Origin of the sequence: Emticicia soli, assembly GCF_037860775.1 — a bacterium.
GTDB classification, from domain to species: domain Bacteria; phylum Bacteroidota; class Bacteroidia; order Cytophagales; family Spirosomataceae; genus Emticicia; species Emticicia soli.
In genome coordinates, this window is sequence record NZ_JBBEWC010000008.1 from 320651 (window position 1) to 337177 (window position 16527).

Annotated in this window: 11 protein-coding genes; 7 read left to right on the forward strand and 4 right to left on the reverse strand. The window is 40.6% G+C overall.

Annotated features, from left to right (window positions below):
- The first annotated feature begins 33 nt into the window (after positions 1-33).
- From dprA to WAE64_RS15120, 4 genes are all read left to right on the forward strand, one after another.
- Positions 34-1146 carry a DNA-processing protein DprA gene (gene dprA, locus WAE64_RS15105; RefSeq protein WP_340237820.1) on the forward strand — a complete coding sequence of 371 codons (1113 nt, stop codon included), beginning with the start codon at positions 34-36 and terminating at the stop codon, positions 1144-1146.
- A gap of 94 nt (positions 1147-1240) precedes the next feature.
- A complete protein-coding gene (locus WAE64_RS15110) occupies positions 1241-2134 on the forward strand; it encodes an alpha/beta fold hydrolase (RefSeq protein WP_340237821.1) in 894 nt (297 codons plus the stop codon).
- A gap of 114 nt (positions 2135-2248) precedes the next feature.
- On the forward strand, positions 2249-3676 hold the full coding sequence (locus WAE64_RS15115; RefSeq protein WP_340237823.1) for an amidohydrolase: 1428 nt from the start codon (positions 2249-2251) through the stop codon (positions 3674-3676).
- Positions 3677-4041: 365 nt separating this feature from the next.
- Positions 4042-4989 carry a cation diffusion facilitator family transporter gene (locus WAE64_RS15120; protein ID WP_340237824.1) on the forward strand — a complete coding sequence of 316 codons (948 nt, stop codon included), beginning with the start codon at positions 4042-4044 and terminating at the stop codon, positions 4987-4989.
- Between the two features lie 126 nt (positions 4990-5115).
- Here the strand turns inward: WAE64_RS15120 and WAE64_RS15125 are convergent, their stop codons facing one another.
- Positions 5116-5568 carry an Lrp/AsnC family transcriptional regulator gene (locus WAE64_RS15125; protein WP_379977482.1) on the reverse strand — a complete coding sequence of 151 codons (453 nt, stop codon included), beginning with the start codon at positions 5566-5568 and terminating at the stop codon, positions 5116-5118.
- Between the two features lie 266 nt (positions 5569-5834).
- Here WAE64_RS15125 and metH point away from each other — a divergent pair, with 266 nt between their 5' ends.
- Positions 5835-9623 (forward strand): methionine synthase, encoded by a 3789-nt coding sequence (gene metH / locus WAE64_RS15130; RefSeq protein ID WP_379977506.1) that lies wholly within the window; start codon positions 5835-5837, stop codon positions 9621-9623.
- An 83-nt stretch (positions 9624-9706) separates the two neighbouring features.
- On the opposite strand, the gene alaS is transcribed toward metH, so the two are convergent.
- From alaS to WAE64_RS15145, 3 genes are all read right to left on the reverse strand, one after another.
- The gene (gene alaS / locus WAE64_RS15135) at positions 9707-12352 is read right to left on the reverse strand and encodes an alanine--tRNA ligase (RefSeq protein WP_340237829.1); all 2646 of its coding nucleotides are present in this window, start codon (positions 12350-12352) and stop codon (positions 9707-9709) included.
- 218 nt (positions 12353-12570) lie between these two features.
- Entirely contained in the window at positions 12571-13488 is a 918-nt protein-coding gene (locus WAE64_RS15140; RefSeq protein ID WP_340237833.1) for an alpha/beta fold hydrolase, read from the reverse strand.
- Between the two features lie 192 nt (positions 13489-13680).
- The gene (locus WAE64_RS15145) at positions 13681-14439 is read right to left on the reverse strand and encodes an enoyl-CoA hydratase/isomerase family protein (protein ID WP_340237835.1); all 759 of its coding nucleotides are present in this window, start codon (positions 14437-14439) and stop codon (positions 13681-13683) included.
- Positions 14440-14598: 159 nt separating this feature from the next.
- Between WAE64_RS15145 and WAE64_RS15150 the strand changes: the two genes are divergently transcribed.
- The gene (locus WAE64_RS15150; protein WP_340237836.1) at positions 14599-16068 is read left to right on the forward strand and encodes a leucine-rich repeat domain-containing protein; all 1470 of its coding nucleotides are present in this window, start codon (positions 14599-14601) and stop codon (positions 16066-16068) included.
- On the forward strand, positions 16068-16418 hold the full coding sequence (locus tag WAE64_RS15155; RefSeq protein ID WP_340237837.1) for a MerR family transcriptional regulator: 351 nt from the start codon (positions 16068-16070) through the stop codon (positions 16416-16418). The genes WAE64_RS15150 and WAE64_RS15155 overlap by 1 nt, the downstream gene beginning before the upstream one ends.
- Positions 16419-16527: the final 109 nt, after the last annotated feature.

Consider the following 16527-nt stretch of genomic DNA (forward strand, 5'->3'; position numbering starts at 1 on the left):
AACCTCTATTAAACCTGCTGGACTTCTATTTTAATGGAAAAACAATATCAACTTGCTTTGACTTTGGTTGAGGGCGTGGGGAGTATCATGTTCCGACAATTAATCAGTAACATGGGTTCGGCCGAAAATGTATTCAAAGCCAAAACAGACAAACTGCTAAAAACACCCGGTGTAGGCAAACAAATTATAGAAGGGCTTAAAGATAAAAATCTGCTGACAAGGGCCGAAAATATTCTGCAAGAATCTGACAAGCAACAGGTAAAACTCTATTTTTCAATCGATAAAGATTACCCATCAAGACTCAAAAGCCTTTATGATGCTCCGGCTATTTTGTATTTTAAAGGAAAAGGAGACCTGAGTGCGCTGCGCACCATAGGCATTGTGGGTACACGCCAAGCTACCGAATACGGCAAAAAGATAACCGAAGAGATAATTGAGCAACTAAAACCTTACGGCATTAGTGTTATTAGTGGTTTAGCTTATGGCATTGATATAGCTGCACACAAAGCCGCACTTGACAATGAAGTGCCAACCATTGGTGTAATGGCCAGCGGCATAGATATTATTTATCCGGCAGCGCACCAGAAATATGCCGAGCAAATGCTTGAACTTGGCGGAATAGTATCTGAAAGCCCATTTGGAATGAAGCCGATTCGTAATCTATTCATTGCCCGTAACAGAATTATTGCAGGCTTAAGCGATGTAAATATTGTTGTGGAGTCGGCCGATAAAGGCGGTGCTTTGGTAACGGCCGATTTTGCCAATAATTACCACCACGAAGTATTTGCTGTGCCCGGCAGCCTTGCCAATAAATATTCGGCGGGGTGTCATAAATTAATAAAGGAGAATAAGGCAAATATATTTACCGAGGTAAATGATATTGTTGAAGCCATGAACTGGGGAACTGATGGAAAAGGAATAGAGGGCAAAACCAAACCCAAAGAAACAGATATTGACCTGACACAGTTTACCCAAGAAGAAGGGCAGGTGATAGCCTACCTGCGCACACATGGTGAAACCCAGATTGATAACCTGAGCTGGCAAACACAGATACCTATTAACCGACTGGCCTCTTTATTGTTAAATCTTGAGTTTCAGGGTATTGTAAAAGCAATGGCTGGTAAGAAATTCGGTTTGAAATTATAGAATTTAATAATTTTTAAACATTTTTTTCAAACGTTTCAGCTCTCTATTACGTTACTAGAGTAAGCCTTTGAAAATAAAATTAAAAATTTTAGTAGTGAACCGAATCAAACAGTTGAGTGGTAAAACAAAAAGATTTATAGCTTTTGTAACCCTGAGCATCCTTTTAGGTTCTTGTTTTAGCCGTTGGATAATGACTGAATCAGAACTCAAAGAACATTATAAAGACCGACTCGCCAAACCCTTGTATCACATGGTTGAAAATGACTCTCTTAAGTTACATTACGTAACCTTTGGAGCCGATACTGCGCAACCTGTGCTTTTTATTCATGGTGCGCCCGGCTCATGGGATGGCTACCTGAATATGCTTGACGATAGCTCTTTATATAATCATTATCATTTAATTTCTGTCGACAGGCCCGGCTACGGTAAGTCACAGAAAAAGCCAAAGAAAAAGGTGTATAGCCTTAAAGAGCAAGCGCATGCCATAGTTTTGGCGCTTAAAAGTAATCATTCGGGCAAGCCGGCTATTATAGTTGGGCGTTCTTATGGCGCACCTGTGGCTGCTCAAATTGTTGCCATGTATCCTGATTTAGCTAAGAAAGTTATTCTTTTATCACCTGCTATTGACCCCGATACCGAAAAATTCTGGTGGTTTTCTAAGTATGGCAAGTTTTTTATGGTACGCTGGTTTTTACCCGAACGCATGAATACTGCCACCGACGAAAAATATGCACACGTAGCCGAGCTAAGGAAATTGCAAAAAGAGTGGCCTAAGATACAAACAGATGTAACAGTAATGTGTGGCGGACAAGACTGGATTGTAGACACAACAAACTTCTCTTATGCCAAAAAAATGTTGCAGGGTAATAAAAATGCACGGTTTATCTTTATTCCAGAGTCAGGGCATTTGATTTCATCATCACGCCCCGATTTAGTAAAAAAAGAAATTTGTGGAATTGAAGACTTAAAAGAATCACTAGGCAACTAATATATTCTGCAATTGCAGCTTTCAATGAAGATTCAGGCAATGTTTTGTAATTGTTTGAATCTTCATTTTTTTAGGTCTATATTTAAGCACATACTAAATACTCAATCAATAAACATGAAACATCTATCCTTCATTGCAGTATGCTTGCTTGTTTGTCTATCTGTATCAGCACAAGACAACAAAACCAAAATGCTTGAAAGCATCTCAAAAAAAGAAATGTACTATGGAAACATAGCCAAAAAAATATGGAACTACGCCGAGGTTGGTTATCAGGAAACCAAGAGTTCGGCACTGCTGCAAGAAACACTAGAGAAAGAAGGTTTTAAGATTCAGAAAGGTGTTGCCGAAATCCCGACTGCTTTTGTGGCCTCGTTTGGTGAAGGCAAACCTGTAATCGGTATTCTGGGTGAGTATGATGCATTACCCGGAATGTCGCAGGATTCAACGGCCGAACAGAAATCTATTGGTGGTACAGCAGGCCATGCCTGTGGGCATCATTTATTTGGTACGGCGTCAGCCGCCGCCGCCATTGCTGTAAAAGAATACATGAAGGCCAACAACATAAAAGGTACTATCCGCTTTTATGGTTGTCCGGCCGAAGAGGGCGGCTCAGGCAAAGTTTACATGGTTCGGGCCGGATTATTCAACGATGTTGATGCTGTTTTGCATTGGCACCCTAACTCGTTTAATACGGCTAGTTTTGGGACATCTTTAGCCAATAAATCAGGCAAATTCCGTTTCTATGGTGTTTCGGCACATGCCGCAGCATCGCCTGAAAAAGGTCGCTCGGCACTTGATGGGGTAGAAGCCATGAATAATATGGTAAATATGTTGCGTGAGCATATCCCTTCCGACTCCCGTATTCATTATGTAATCACTAATGGCGGTAAAGCACCGAATGTAGTGCCCGATTTTGCAGAAGTTTATTATTATGCCCGTAATCCTCGCCGTGATATTGTGATTGATGTGTGGTCACGGATTGAAAAAGCAGCCAAAGGTGCTGCTTTAGGCACTGATACCCGTGTAGAATGGGAGCTAACAGGCGGCACTTACGAACTGCTATCGAACGAAACACTTACACAGGTAATGCAAGATAACTTGGTAAAAGTAGGTGGTTTAACATATACCGAGGCAGAAAAACAATATGCCCTAAAATTATCGAAAAACCTAGGTCTAGACTATTTAAGGTATGAAGATGCCAACGGAATAAAACCATTAGACGTTGAAAAAACAGGTGCTGGCGGCTCAACCGATGTAGGCGATGTAAGCTGGGCTGTGCCAACTGTTGGCCTTAGTGTAGCTACGTGGGTACCGGGTACTCCGGCACATAGCTGGCAGGCAGTAGCTGCAGGCGGAATGAGTATCGGCCGAAAAGGCATGATAGTTGCCGCTAAAACGCTTGCACTCACAGCTACCCAATTATTCGAAAGCCCCGAAACTGTAAAAAAAGCCAAAGAAGAATTTGAAAGAGCAAGAGGTAGAAATTTTAAGTATATCTCATTGGTAGGAGACCGTAAACCCGCTTTAGATTATCGCAAATAATCAGCTTGTGTGCCATGCCTATACTCGCTAGCAAACGGGCATGGCACGCTTAATTTTCAGTTTTCTGCTCAAATTAATCGTGCCACGGTCGTATTCTTTCGAGTATAACCGTGGCACGATGGCGTTTCCTGTGTGCCATGCCTATACTCACAAGCAAAGGAGCATGGCAGGCTTGATTATTATCTCTCTGGTTAAGCTAATCGTGCGTCTGGTTGTCTTTTAGCAATAGTTTTCGTATTTTTGCGCATTCTTAGGTAGAAATTAGATTTCTTTCTTTAAATTTCGATTGGCCTTACCAGAAGGTGTCTTTCACTGCAAATACAAAATTATTCTACCTGATTGCAGATTTAATAAAAGTAAAAATTATGCTTACGCAATACGTCAATCTCAAAAGTGAGCAGGGTATTCTTCGTGTATCTGTTACAATTACAATTATTCTGAGTGTCTTTGGTATCGTTTTCGGTCTCTTATCGAAGTCGTCAGCCATTATTTTCGATAGTATCTATGACCTAACCGATGCCGGAATGACCTTTCTGGCACTGTTGGTTACCAATTTAATTACTGCTTCACGTGCAAGCGGTACTGAGAAAAATAAACTGGCCGAACGCTTTACTATGGGTTTCTGGCATTTAGAACCAATGGTTTTAGCCTTAAACGGCACGCTGCTAATAGGCTCGGCTATTTATGCATTGGTCAATTCGGTCAATAGTTTCTTAAATGGTGGCCAACGGCTTCAGTTCAATTATGCCATTATATTTGCTGTTGTTTCTCTTATTTGTGCTTTAGGTATGACACTTATTGCGTATTCGGCAAACCGTACAATCAAATCGCAGCTATTGGCGCTTGATGTAAAATCGTGGTTTATTGCTACTGCCTTTACTGTGGCCTGGTTGATTGCCTTTGTTTTTGGATATTTTATACAAGGCACTACACTAGACTGGATAGTACCATACATTGACCCTTTCGTGCTGGCAATTGTTTGTTTATGTGTAATTCCTATGCCTATCAGCAATATAAAAGAGGCATTCTCTGACATACTGCTCATAACTCCCCTAGATTTAAAAAACCATGTCGACGAAGTTGCCGAGCGTATAGTGGCGCAGTATGGTTTCGATTCGTTCAGGTCTTATGTGGCTCGTGTTGGGCGTGGCCGCCAGATTGAGCTTTATTTTATAGTTCCGGTTAGCTGGCCTGCCAAGCGTATTGAAGAATGGGATAAGATTCGTGATGAAATTGGAATTGCCATTGGTAACGACACACCCGATAGATGGCTAACTATTGTTTTTACTACTGACCCCGAATGGGCTGAGTAAACTATGCATGCCATGCATATATTCGAAGGCAAAACTGCAAGGCACGTTTATTTTTGCATAAACTAATCGTGCCACGGTTGTATTCTTGCGAGTATAACCGTGGCACCATTTCTGGATTGCTAAAGCCTAAACCTCAAACTTAGTTTCGTTTTTAATTTCGCTCATTACAAAAATACTGTGGGTACTACCAATGTTTTCGAGCGATGCCAGTTTATTCATCAGAAAACTCTGATACTCACGCATATCATCAACCACTACTTTTATCATAAAATCATACTCGCCCGAAATATTGTGGCATTCTATTACCTCATTAAGCTTTACTATCTCCTCCACAAACTTTTTTCCAGCTTCTTGTGCATGCTCTTTCAGACGAATATTACAAAACACCATGAGGTCTTTGCCTATTTTTTCTCGGTCAATAATTGCTACATACTTTTTAATAACCCCATCATTTTCCAGTCGTCTTACTCGCTCATAAACAGGTGTTGGCGATAAATTAAGGCGAGAGGCTAACTCTTTGGTTGTCAGATGTGCATTCTCTTGTAGGTATTTTAAAATATCTCTGTCTGTAGTATCCATTTTTTGCATAGATAAAATGTCGTTTTTGGCAAATATTTACTTCAAAATTAAAAATAAAAACTATAACTAACCTAACTTATTTAGATATTTTATCTATTTTATTAAATTTTTTCAAAAAATCAATCTTTAAATGGTATTTTTGTGAGATAAATTTTGTTGTTATCTCATACGATTGGCATAATCGTAACGCAAACCATAAAAGATAGATTAAAGTGACCGACATTCGTGAAATTCTAAAAGACAGAATTCTGATTCTTGATGGAGCTATGGGCTCGTTGATTCAGCAATATAAGTTGACCGATGCTGATTATCGTGGAGAAAAATTCCGTGATTTTCCGCATGAAGTAAAGGGCAACAACGATATGTTGTCAATTACCCGGCCTGATGTTATCAAGGAGATACACGCCAAATATTTTGAAGCAGGAGCAGATATTGCCGAAACCAATACTTTCTCAGGTACTTCTATCGCCATGGCCGACTACCACATGGAAGATTATGTGTACGAACTCAACTACGAATCGGCCAAGATTGCCCGTGAAGTAGCCGATGAGTTTACGGCCAGAAATCCTGATAAACCACGTTTTGTGGCAGGCTCAATCGGGCCAACCAACCGTACTTTATCATTATCGCCAGATGTAAACGACCCGGGTTACCGTGCCGTAACATTCGACGAACTGGTTGATGCGTACTACGAACAAATACAAGGCTTGGTTGATGGGGGCGCAGATGTGTTGTTGGTTGAAACAATCTTTGATACCCTGAATGCCAAAGCAGCCCTTTTTGCCATAGATTTATACCAGGCCGATAAAAAACGAGGCACTATCCGCCCTTTGTTGAGCCATTCTATACCAAAGCAAAACAATGCTAATGCGCCTTTAGCGCAGCAAAATGCTAAAATTCCGGTAATGGTATCGGGTACAATTACCGATGCTTCGGGTAGAACCTTATCAGGCCAAACAACAGAGGCTTTCTTAACCTCGGTTTCACATATAGACCTGTTGTCTATCGGCTTAAACTGTGCCCTGGGCGCCGACTTAATGCGTCCTTATGTCCAGATATTGGCTAACGAAGCGCCTTTCATGGTATCGGCTCACCCAAATGCGGGTTTGCCAAACGAAATGGGTGAGTACGACCAGTCGCCGGAAGAAATGGCCGTAATTGTTGAGGATTTCCTACAACATGGCTTTATGAATATTATTGGCGGCTGTTGCGGTACAACTCCGGCACACATCAAAGCTATTGCAGAGGTATCGCAGAAATATAAACCAAGGCTGGTGCCAGAGTTTGAACCGATTCAGAAATTATCGGGTCTTGAGCCCTTGAAGATTACAAAAGAAAGTAATTTTATCAATATAGGTGAGCGTTGTAATGTAACAGGCTCAAAGAAATTTGCCCGATTGATTCGTGAAAGTAAATACGATGAAGCCATTTCGGTAGCACGTGAGCAGGTAGAGGGTGGAGCGCAGGTAATAGACGTAAACCTTGATGAAGGGATGATTGATGGGGTAGAAGCCATGAAGACATTCCTGAATTTGTTGATGGCAGAGCCAGATATTGCTCGCTTGCCGATTATGATTGACTCATCGAAATGGGAGGTGATTGAAGCAGGCTTGAAATGCGTGCAGGGGAAATCAATCGTAAACTCTATTTCTTTGAAAGAAGGTGAAGAGAAATTCAAAGAGTCGGCCGAGAAAGTAAAACGCTATGGCGCATCGGCGGTAGTAATGGCATTTGATGAAACAGGGCAGGCCGATAGCTACGAACGCCGTATTGAAATCTGTAAACGTGCGTATGACATTCTGGTAAATGAAGTGAATTTCCCGCCGGAAGACATCATCTTCGACCCGAATATCCTTACAGTTGCTACGGGTATCGAAGAGCACAACAACTACGCAGTAGATTTTATTAAGTCTGTGAAGTGGATAAAAGAAAACCTACCTTATGCCAAAGTATCGGGTGGGGTATCAAATATCTCTTTCAGTTTCAGAGGAAACGAGCCTGTGCGTGAGGCCATGCATACCGTATTTTTGTACTACGCCATTGCTGCCGGTATGGATATGGGTATTGTAAACGCAGGCCAGTTGGGTGTGTATGACGATATTCCGAAAGATATGCTCGAAATGTGCGAAGATGTATTGCTCAACCGTCGCCCTGATGCAACCGAGAGGCTTGTTACTTTCGCCGAAACTGTAAAATCGAAAGGTAAAGAGCAGGTAATTGATAATTCGTGGAGAGAATTGCCAGTAAACAAACGCCTGGAACATGCCCTTGTAAAAGGTTTAACCGAGTATATTGATATTGATGTAGAAGAAGCCCGTCAACAGGCCGAAAGACCGCTGCATGTGATTGAAGGCCCGTTGATGGATGGCATGAACGTAGTAGGAGATTTGTTTGGCGCAGGTAAAATGTTCTTGCCACAAGTGGTAAAATCGGCACGGGTTATGAAAAAAGCCGTGGCATATTTGTTACCATATATTGAGGCAGAAAAAGAAGGAGGCGAAAGCTCAAGTGCCGGAAAAATATTGATGGCAACCGTAAAAGGCGACGTGCACGACATTGGTAAAAATATTGTAGGTGTTGTGTTGGGTTGTAACAACTACGAGATAATTGACCTCGGCGTAATGGTGCCAACCGACAAGATTCTGGCCGAAGCCAAAAAACATAATGTTGATATTATTGGTCTTTCAGGGTTGATTACTCCAAGTCTCGACGAGATGGTGGGTGTAGCCAAAGAAATGGAACGCCAAGGCTTTAAAATGCCATTGTTGATTGGTGGCGCTACAACTTCACGAATCCACACGGCTGTGAAAATTGACCCACATTATTCTGGGCCGGTTATTCACGTGCTTGATGCTTCTAAGAGTGTGCCTGTAGCGGGGCGTTTGATGCAGAGCGAGCAGACACATCAGCAGATTTATGACGAAATAAAAGACCAATATGCTAATCTGCGTGTTGAACACGCCAGCCGCCAGAAAGATAAAAACTTTATCACGATAGAAAAGGCTCGTGAAAACAAAGTGCCGATAGATTGGGCAAAATTCCAACCTGTTAAGCCTAAGTTTTTGGGTACAAAAGTATTTGATAATTACGATTTGACCGAAATAGCTAAATATATAGATTGGACGCCTTTCTTCCAGACATGGCAATTGCATGGCAAGTACCCGAAAATCTTCAACGATGAGGTTGTAGGGGCAGAGGCCAAAAAATTGTATGACGATGCTCAGAAGATGTTGAAGAAAGTAATTGCTGAAAAGTCATTACAGGCAAGAGCGGTGATAGGATTTTATCCGGCAAATTCAGAGGGTGACGATATTGTACTGCACAATTTTGAAGAATACAACTATGATTTAGCCGGACAAGGCAGCTTGAAAGGAACGGGTTATAGAATATTAAGCAACACAGCCGTAACAGAAAGCGGCGAGTTAGTAGAAGAAACCAAATCATTAGCTGTTTTGCATCATTTACGCCAGCAAAACCAGAAGGCGCAAAACCTGCCAAACTTGTGTTTGTCTGATTACATTGCACCAGGCAGCTCTAATAAAGAAGATTATATCGGAGCCTTTGCCGTAACTGCCGGGCTAGGTATTGAAGCCTTGCTGGAAGAATACGAAAAAGACCATGACGATTACAATTCAATCATGCTAAAAGCCATTGCTGACCGTCTGGCCGAGGCATTTACTGAATTGATGCACGAAAAAGTACGTAAAGAATACTGGGGATACGATGCCGATGAGAATTTCAGCAACGAGGAACTAATTTCAGAAAGATATGCGGGTATTCGCCCGGCTCCGGGTTATCCGGCTTGCCCAGACCATACCGAAAAACGTACCTTGTTTGATTTACTGCAAGCTGAGAAAATCGGTATAGAATTAACAGAAAGTTTTGCTATGTACCCGGCCAGTTCGGTAAGTGGTTGGTATTTCTCTAACCCAGAAAGTAAGTATTTTACGATAGGTAAAATCAGCAAAGACCAGATAATTGACTACGCCGCCCGCAAAGATATGAGCATAGAAGACGTAGAAAAATGGCTAAGCCCTGTTTTGAATTACGATTAAGACTTGATGCTATAAGCAGAAGAGGCTGTCTCAATGAAGTGAACCCCAAAAGGACAGCCTCTTCTGCTTATGCCTGAATCTGATTATATCAGACTTTTACCTTTTTCAATGGCTTTTTCCAAGCCGCTTACATCGCTACCGCCTGCGGTTGCAAAGTGCGGTTGGCCGCCTCCGCCACCTTTCATTTCTTTGGCTAATTCTTTTACTATATTGCCTGCGTGTAAGTTTTTATCTTTCATTACAGCTTCGTCGATAATTACGGCTATCTGTGGTTTGCCACCGATTTCTGCACCAAGTACACCATAGAAACTCTCTATCTGATTTTTCAATTCAAAAGCCAGTTGTTTCAACGAATCAGCCGATGGCACTGTTACTTTTGCAGTCAGTACATTCACACCATTAATCGTCTCCACTTTTTGTAACAATTGTTTTTTCAAATCTTGTAGTTTCTCGTTTTCAAGCACTTCAACTTTTTTCTGCAAGGCAGTTTTTTCAGCAATCAGGTTTTCAACGGCTTTCAACAAATCGGCCGGATTTTTAAGTAAAGTTGCTATTTCATCTTTTACTTTCAAATCTTCTTTGATTTTCTCAATCGCTTTTTCACCTGTAAGCGCCTCTACTCTTCGCACACCAGCAGCTACCGAGCCTTCAGAAACAAATTTGAAGATACCAATCTGGCCAGTTGATGGCACGTGCGTACCACCACAAAGCTCAACCGAAAACTGAGGGTCAAAAATTACAACACGTACAAAATCACCATATTTTTCGCCGAAAGTAGCCGTAGCACCCAAGGCAATAGCCTCATTAATTGGCATGTTTACCTTGGTTTCAAGGGCAATATTTTCACGGATTTTGCTATTTACAATGTCTTCAATCTTAGCTAGTTCTTCGTCAGTTACTTTGGCAAAGTGTGAGAAGTCAAAACGAGTAACGTTATCGTCTTGATACGAACCTTTCTGCACGATATGCGTACCCAGAACCTCACGCATAGCAGCCAGCATTAAGTGTGTAGCCGTGTGGTTTGCCATAATTTTAGCATGGCGAGCCGCATCTACATGAGCCACAACAACAGCGGCATCGTCAAGAATTTCTTCAAGGTTTTTATCTCTTGAAATATGGATAAACAAATCGTTTTCTTTTTTTGTATCAGCAATAGTAATTACGTGGTTAGCGATTACAATCGTACCTGTATCACCTACCTGTCCACCCATTTCGGCATAGAAAGGTGTTTTGTCTAACACAATGTGGTATTCTTCGCCACCTTTGGTTTTTACCTTGCGGTATTTCACAATCTGAGCCTCAGCCGAAAGTTGGTCGTAACCTACAAATTCAAAATCTTCGCCTTCGTTTAGTTCAATCCAATCAGTTGCTTCTTTAGCTGAGTCTTTACGTGAACGCTCTTTTTGTACCTGCAAAGCTTTTTCAAAACCAGCTTCATCGGTAGTATATCCTTTCTCTTTGGCAATAAGCGCTGTTAAGTCTGATGGGAAACCGAAAGTATCGCTAAGCTCAAACACCTGCTCACCTGCTATAACTTTACCATTAGTAGCTGATATAATAGCATCAAGGCGTTTTAAACCTGTTTCAAGTGTACGCAAGAAAGTTTTTTCTTCTTCTTCAATTACCTTGCCTACAAAATCTTGTTGTGCTTTTAACTCAGGGAATACATCAGCAAATTGGTCGGCCAATACCGGAACCAGTTTCGTAAGGAAAGGCTCAGTAAAGCCAAGGTATGAATAACCATAACGCACTGCACGACGCAAAATACGACGAATAACGTATCCGGCTTTGTTGTTTGAAGGTAGCTGTCCGTCGGCAATAGTAAAGGCTACTGCACGAATATGGTCGGCAATTACACGCATAGCCACATCAATATAGCTATCTGATGTTAATGTACCATTTACGCCATATTTTTTGCCCGACATTTCTTCGATTACCTGAATGGTATTCTGGAAAATATCAGTATCGTAGTTTGATTGCTTGCCTTGAATAGCCATACACAAACGCTCAAAACCCATACCTGTATCAACGTGTTTGGCAGGCAATAAAACCAACGATTTGTCGGCTTTACGCTCAAACTGCATAAATACGTTGTTCCAGATTTCGATTACTTGTGGGTGGTCGTTATTTACCAGTTCTTTACCGCTCTTTTTAGCAACTTCTTCCTCACTACGTAAATCTATATGAATTTCAGAACAAGGACCACACGGACCGGTGTCGCCCATTTCCCAGAAATTATCTTTTTTGTTTCCTAAAATAATACGGTTTTCGTCGCCTATCAATTCTTTCCAGATGTCATACGCTTCCTGGTCGAAAGGCACGCCGTCTTCGGTGCTACCTTCAAATACCGAAACGTAGATTCTGTCTTTAGGCAATTTATAAACCTCTGTCAACAATTCCCACGACCACGCCAAGGCTTCTTTTTTGAAATAATCGCCAAAAGACCAGTTACCCAACATCTCAAACATTGTGTGGTGGTAAGTATCAAAACCTACATCTTCAAGGTCGTTATGTTTACCGCTTACACGAAGGCATTTCTGAGTATCCGCAATTCGTTTGGCGGGAGGCGTTCCGTTGCCTAAGAAAAAATCCTTAAACTGCGCCATACCCGAGTTGTTGAACATAAGGGTTGGGTCATTTTTGGCTACCAATGGAGCCGAAGGTACTATCAAGTGCCCTTTACTACGGAAAAAGTCTAAAAAAGCCTTACGAATTTCGTGCGAAGTCATATCTCGTCTGAATAAATTGTGAATTAGCGATTGAGCGAATGAGTGATTAAGGGCAATTGCCATGAAGCAGTATTCATTCAATCAGGCGTGAGAAGCTATGTATGATTGCCTAAGAAGCGCTCATATTCTACGCTATTTTATTAAGGGTGCAAATTTAGTCTAAAATAGTGTCTTTTTCTACTACTCATAAAGTTTTCTGATAAGCAGAGGTTTAGCTTCTAATTTTTGTCGGTAGTATCAGAAATACTGGAGCTAAGATGCTCAATAATAGCAGGCATAACGGTTTCTAAAACAGGTTTGGGTAGTTGGTGCCCCATGCCTTTTACCCATAGCATTTTTGCATTAGGTATTTTGGGTGCATAAATAGTAGCATGCACAGGCGGAATGAGCGGGTCTTCGGTGCCATGCACTATCAAAGTTGGAGCTTTAATTTTAGCTAATTCGTGTAAACGAGAACCCGAAGCCGCAATGCCACAAAACTGCTGGAATCTGGCTCTTGGGTTTTGGCCTTTCCGGTTTTCTATGGCCTCAGTAAATATGGTTCGCAGATGCGTATGGTTAAACGGAAAAGTTTTCCCATTAAGCCTGCGGTAGGTACTTACGTAGCTTTCTACTGTTACGGGCGGAAAAATTATTTTACTTTTAAAGGTAAAGTTTCTGAGAAAAAACGGAATCAGCGGATAGAATGGGCGACCTTTTAAAAAAGGCACTGTTTGGGGGTCGAGTATATAGCCAGACGACATAATAGAAACCAGCGAAAGCACCCGATGCGAGTAAGAAATGGCTATGCGTTGGGCAATCATACCACCCATAGACACGCCTAGGATATGTGCCTGCGAAATAGACAGATAATCGAGCAACTCAATGGTATCTTTTGCCATGTCTTCTAGCGTATAGGGTTTTCGGCGATGCCAGCTATCGTTCAACCAGGTAGAAAGCCCAATATCCCGGTTATCGAATCGGATAACGTAGTAGCCTGCCTGTACCAGAGGCTCAATAAAATCGTTGGTAAACATGATACTCTGGGCATCGAGCCCCATAATTAGCACAATTGCAGGATTTTGTTTTTCTCCGAAAGTTTCGAAATAAATTTCTATATTATTGCAGGGCGCTTTGCCTGCTAATGTTGGTGTCATGGTAATTTTAACAGCTAACGAGTAATTAATTTTACTATAGAAGTGTACTTCTTATTCAAAAGAGACGAGAAAGACCCCACTCCCTAAATCCCTCCGCAGCGGCGACCGCTCACCAACAGTGGGGAGAGGGACTTTTTGCACCCTTCCCCACTGTTGGGGAAGGGTTGGGGATGGGGTTATTTATTACCCTTCCTACTTATTCTTCTCAAAATCCCTCAAAAAATCAGCTCTGTCGGTTATTTCTGTTAGAAATTCTTGTTCAATGTTTAGGCCTTCTTCTAATGTCTTTGAGAAACCTTCGTTGTATAAATGCTTCATGGCTGCAATTGTCTGGGCCGAGTTCTGCAAAATATCGTTGGCTAGCTCAAAGGCGGTTTCTTCTAGTTTTTCTAGTGGAACGGCTCTGTTTACCAAACCTATGCGCTCGGCTTCTTTGCCTGTAATGGATTTGGCCGTAAATGATAACTCTTTGGCTTTTAGTATGCCCACTAGCCGAGGCAGGCGTTGGGTCATGCCCCATTTGGGCAATATACCCCACTTAGCATGAGTATCGCCTATTTTTGCATCTTCTGCTGCCAGAATCAAATCGAAAAACATCATTAGTTCGGTTGCGCCAGTATAGCAATGCCCATGTACTAGCACAATGCTTGGCTGAGGCATGGTGCGTAGGGTATGGGCAATATCGTTGCCATCTTGCAGAATATCCGACGCCTTGAATTGCCCGCCTTGTATGCCTTCGTTCAAGGCTTTTAAATCAACACCTGCTGAAAAGGCCCTGCCCTCACCTTTTAGTATTACTACTTTTATGTCGGTGCGTTGGGCTATATCTTTTAATATATGTTTTAGCTCTTGAATCATCAATGGGCTAAGCGCATTTAAGGCTTTGGGGCGGTTAAGACTGATAATGGCAATGGCCTCTTGATAGCTTACGAGTATCTCCTGATATTCCATTCTATTAATTTTATATACAAATGTACATGATTTTATTTTGCTTGTACCCGACTTTCAGCCAAAATAAATGCGGGCAAAAATTACCGTTTAAAATTTTTTTCCTATAAATAAAATACATAACTAAATTTTTAGTTATACTTGTAAAAAAATAATACTTCTATGAAAAATCTATTTTGCTTATTAGTACTCGCTTCTTTTTGCTCGTTTGGTCAGCAAAAAGTGTATAGAACCAAAGTTTTTGAGAAAGAGATTCTTAAAACTAAAATTACGCAAGTTGGTAATGCTACCATAAAAGAAGAACTAGATCCATATAAGCCCTTGTCTAATGCGCTTCTTGACGAGAAAAATTACACGGTAATATTAGAAGTAGAAAGAAAAAAACTTCAATCTGACTTTTATAGATTTGCCAATAAACGTAATATAAGATTCCAAGAATTTAGCGATAGTAAATCGATTCCTGTTAAGTTTATGGTACAGCCTAATGGCACTATCGATTATTTTGTTTACGGCTACGAGGAAGCAATTGTTGCCAAAGGGAGAAATTATAATTATATGCCTGATGATAGCTTGAACCCTGAAAATGATCAGAAATTAATTAGAATTGCCGAAGACTTTTGCAAAAACTATAAATTCCCGAACAATTTAAGCAAAAACAAATTTAGTATTAGCTTTTTAATGTATACAGGCTCTAAGTTTATGACCAAAAAGCCAAGCAAAACGTTTATTTATAATCTTGAAATGGCTGAGGCTTGCGATAAACCCGATACTGTTAAAACATTAATGCTGAACAATTTGCAATTGGAGAAATTCCCAATGGTGGTATTTAAGTTTAAGAATCTTGAAAAACTTGATTTATCGGATAACTATATTGAAAAAATACCAAAGTCGGTCTCTAAAATCAAGAATCTGAAATTTTTAAGTATCAGCAATAATCCAATTGATAATAATAAGCTAAAATTCAAGAAAAATAATCATATAAAAGACCTTAATGTGCAATACACGGGTATTCAGTACATACCTCGCAGCATTGCCAGGAATAGGAGTCTTGAGGTGCTGTTTTTGGGAAATAATCGTTACAAAAAATTCAGAAAACGTGATTTCAAACACATGGATAACTTAAAGGCCTTGAATCTATATAATGCTCGTCTTTCGGAATTACCTTTGAATGTAACCAAACTAAAAAACCTGGAAGAGCTAGACTTGTATTATAATGATTTGAAGCAATTGCCAAACGAAATTTGCACTATGCCAAAGCTAAAAACGCTGGCGGTATCAAACAACGAATTGTGGAGTTTACCTGCTAATATTGCACAAATAAAAACGCTTGAAACCCTCTATGCGCACCATAATAAATTAGACGATTTGCCTACTTTACCCGATTTGAAACTCCTGCATATTGGTAGCAATCTTTTTAAAACTATTCCGGAAGAAGTTTATAAAATGGAAAATCTGATAGAATTTGATATGACCAAGAATCAGGTGAAAGAAGTGCCAACGCAATTGCGCAAGTTTGAAAAACTACAAAGAGTATATTTGCAGGGAAATGATTTTGATAAAATGCTTACGAAACAAGAAGAATTAGCTAAATTGGTAACAGATTTAGAGAAAAAAGATATTTTAGTACGCTAATGAAGCTTTTTTATACAACCAACGAAGTAGCAGATATTCTGGAGGTAACGGCCTCGAAGATTCGGTTTTATGAAAAAAAATTCAACCTACGCTTTGAACGCTACGGCCGTGACCGCAAACTTACACAAAAGGATATTGATAAACTTCGTGAGATTATAGACGAAAAAAGCAAGGGTACTTTAACCCTAAAAGGAACCGAACGCAAGATTAATAAAAAGACCGATGTAAATAAAAGTAAAAACGCACTCAGAAGCCGCCTACTCACCATCAGAAAGTTTTTACAAGAAACTTTAGATGATATTGATAACGACAGGCATCTACTGACAGAAGATTCAGAGTCGGACACATAATAAAACTTATAGAAACTGATGGTTTCGCTTGTTTTAGACAGCATCTGCTTTAAAACTTTTATAATCTACAAACAAAAAAGCTCTGGTAGTCTCGCTACCAGAGCTTTTT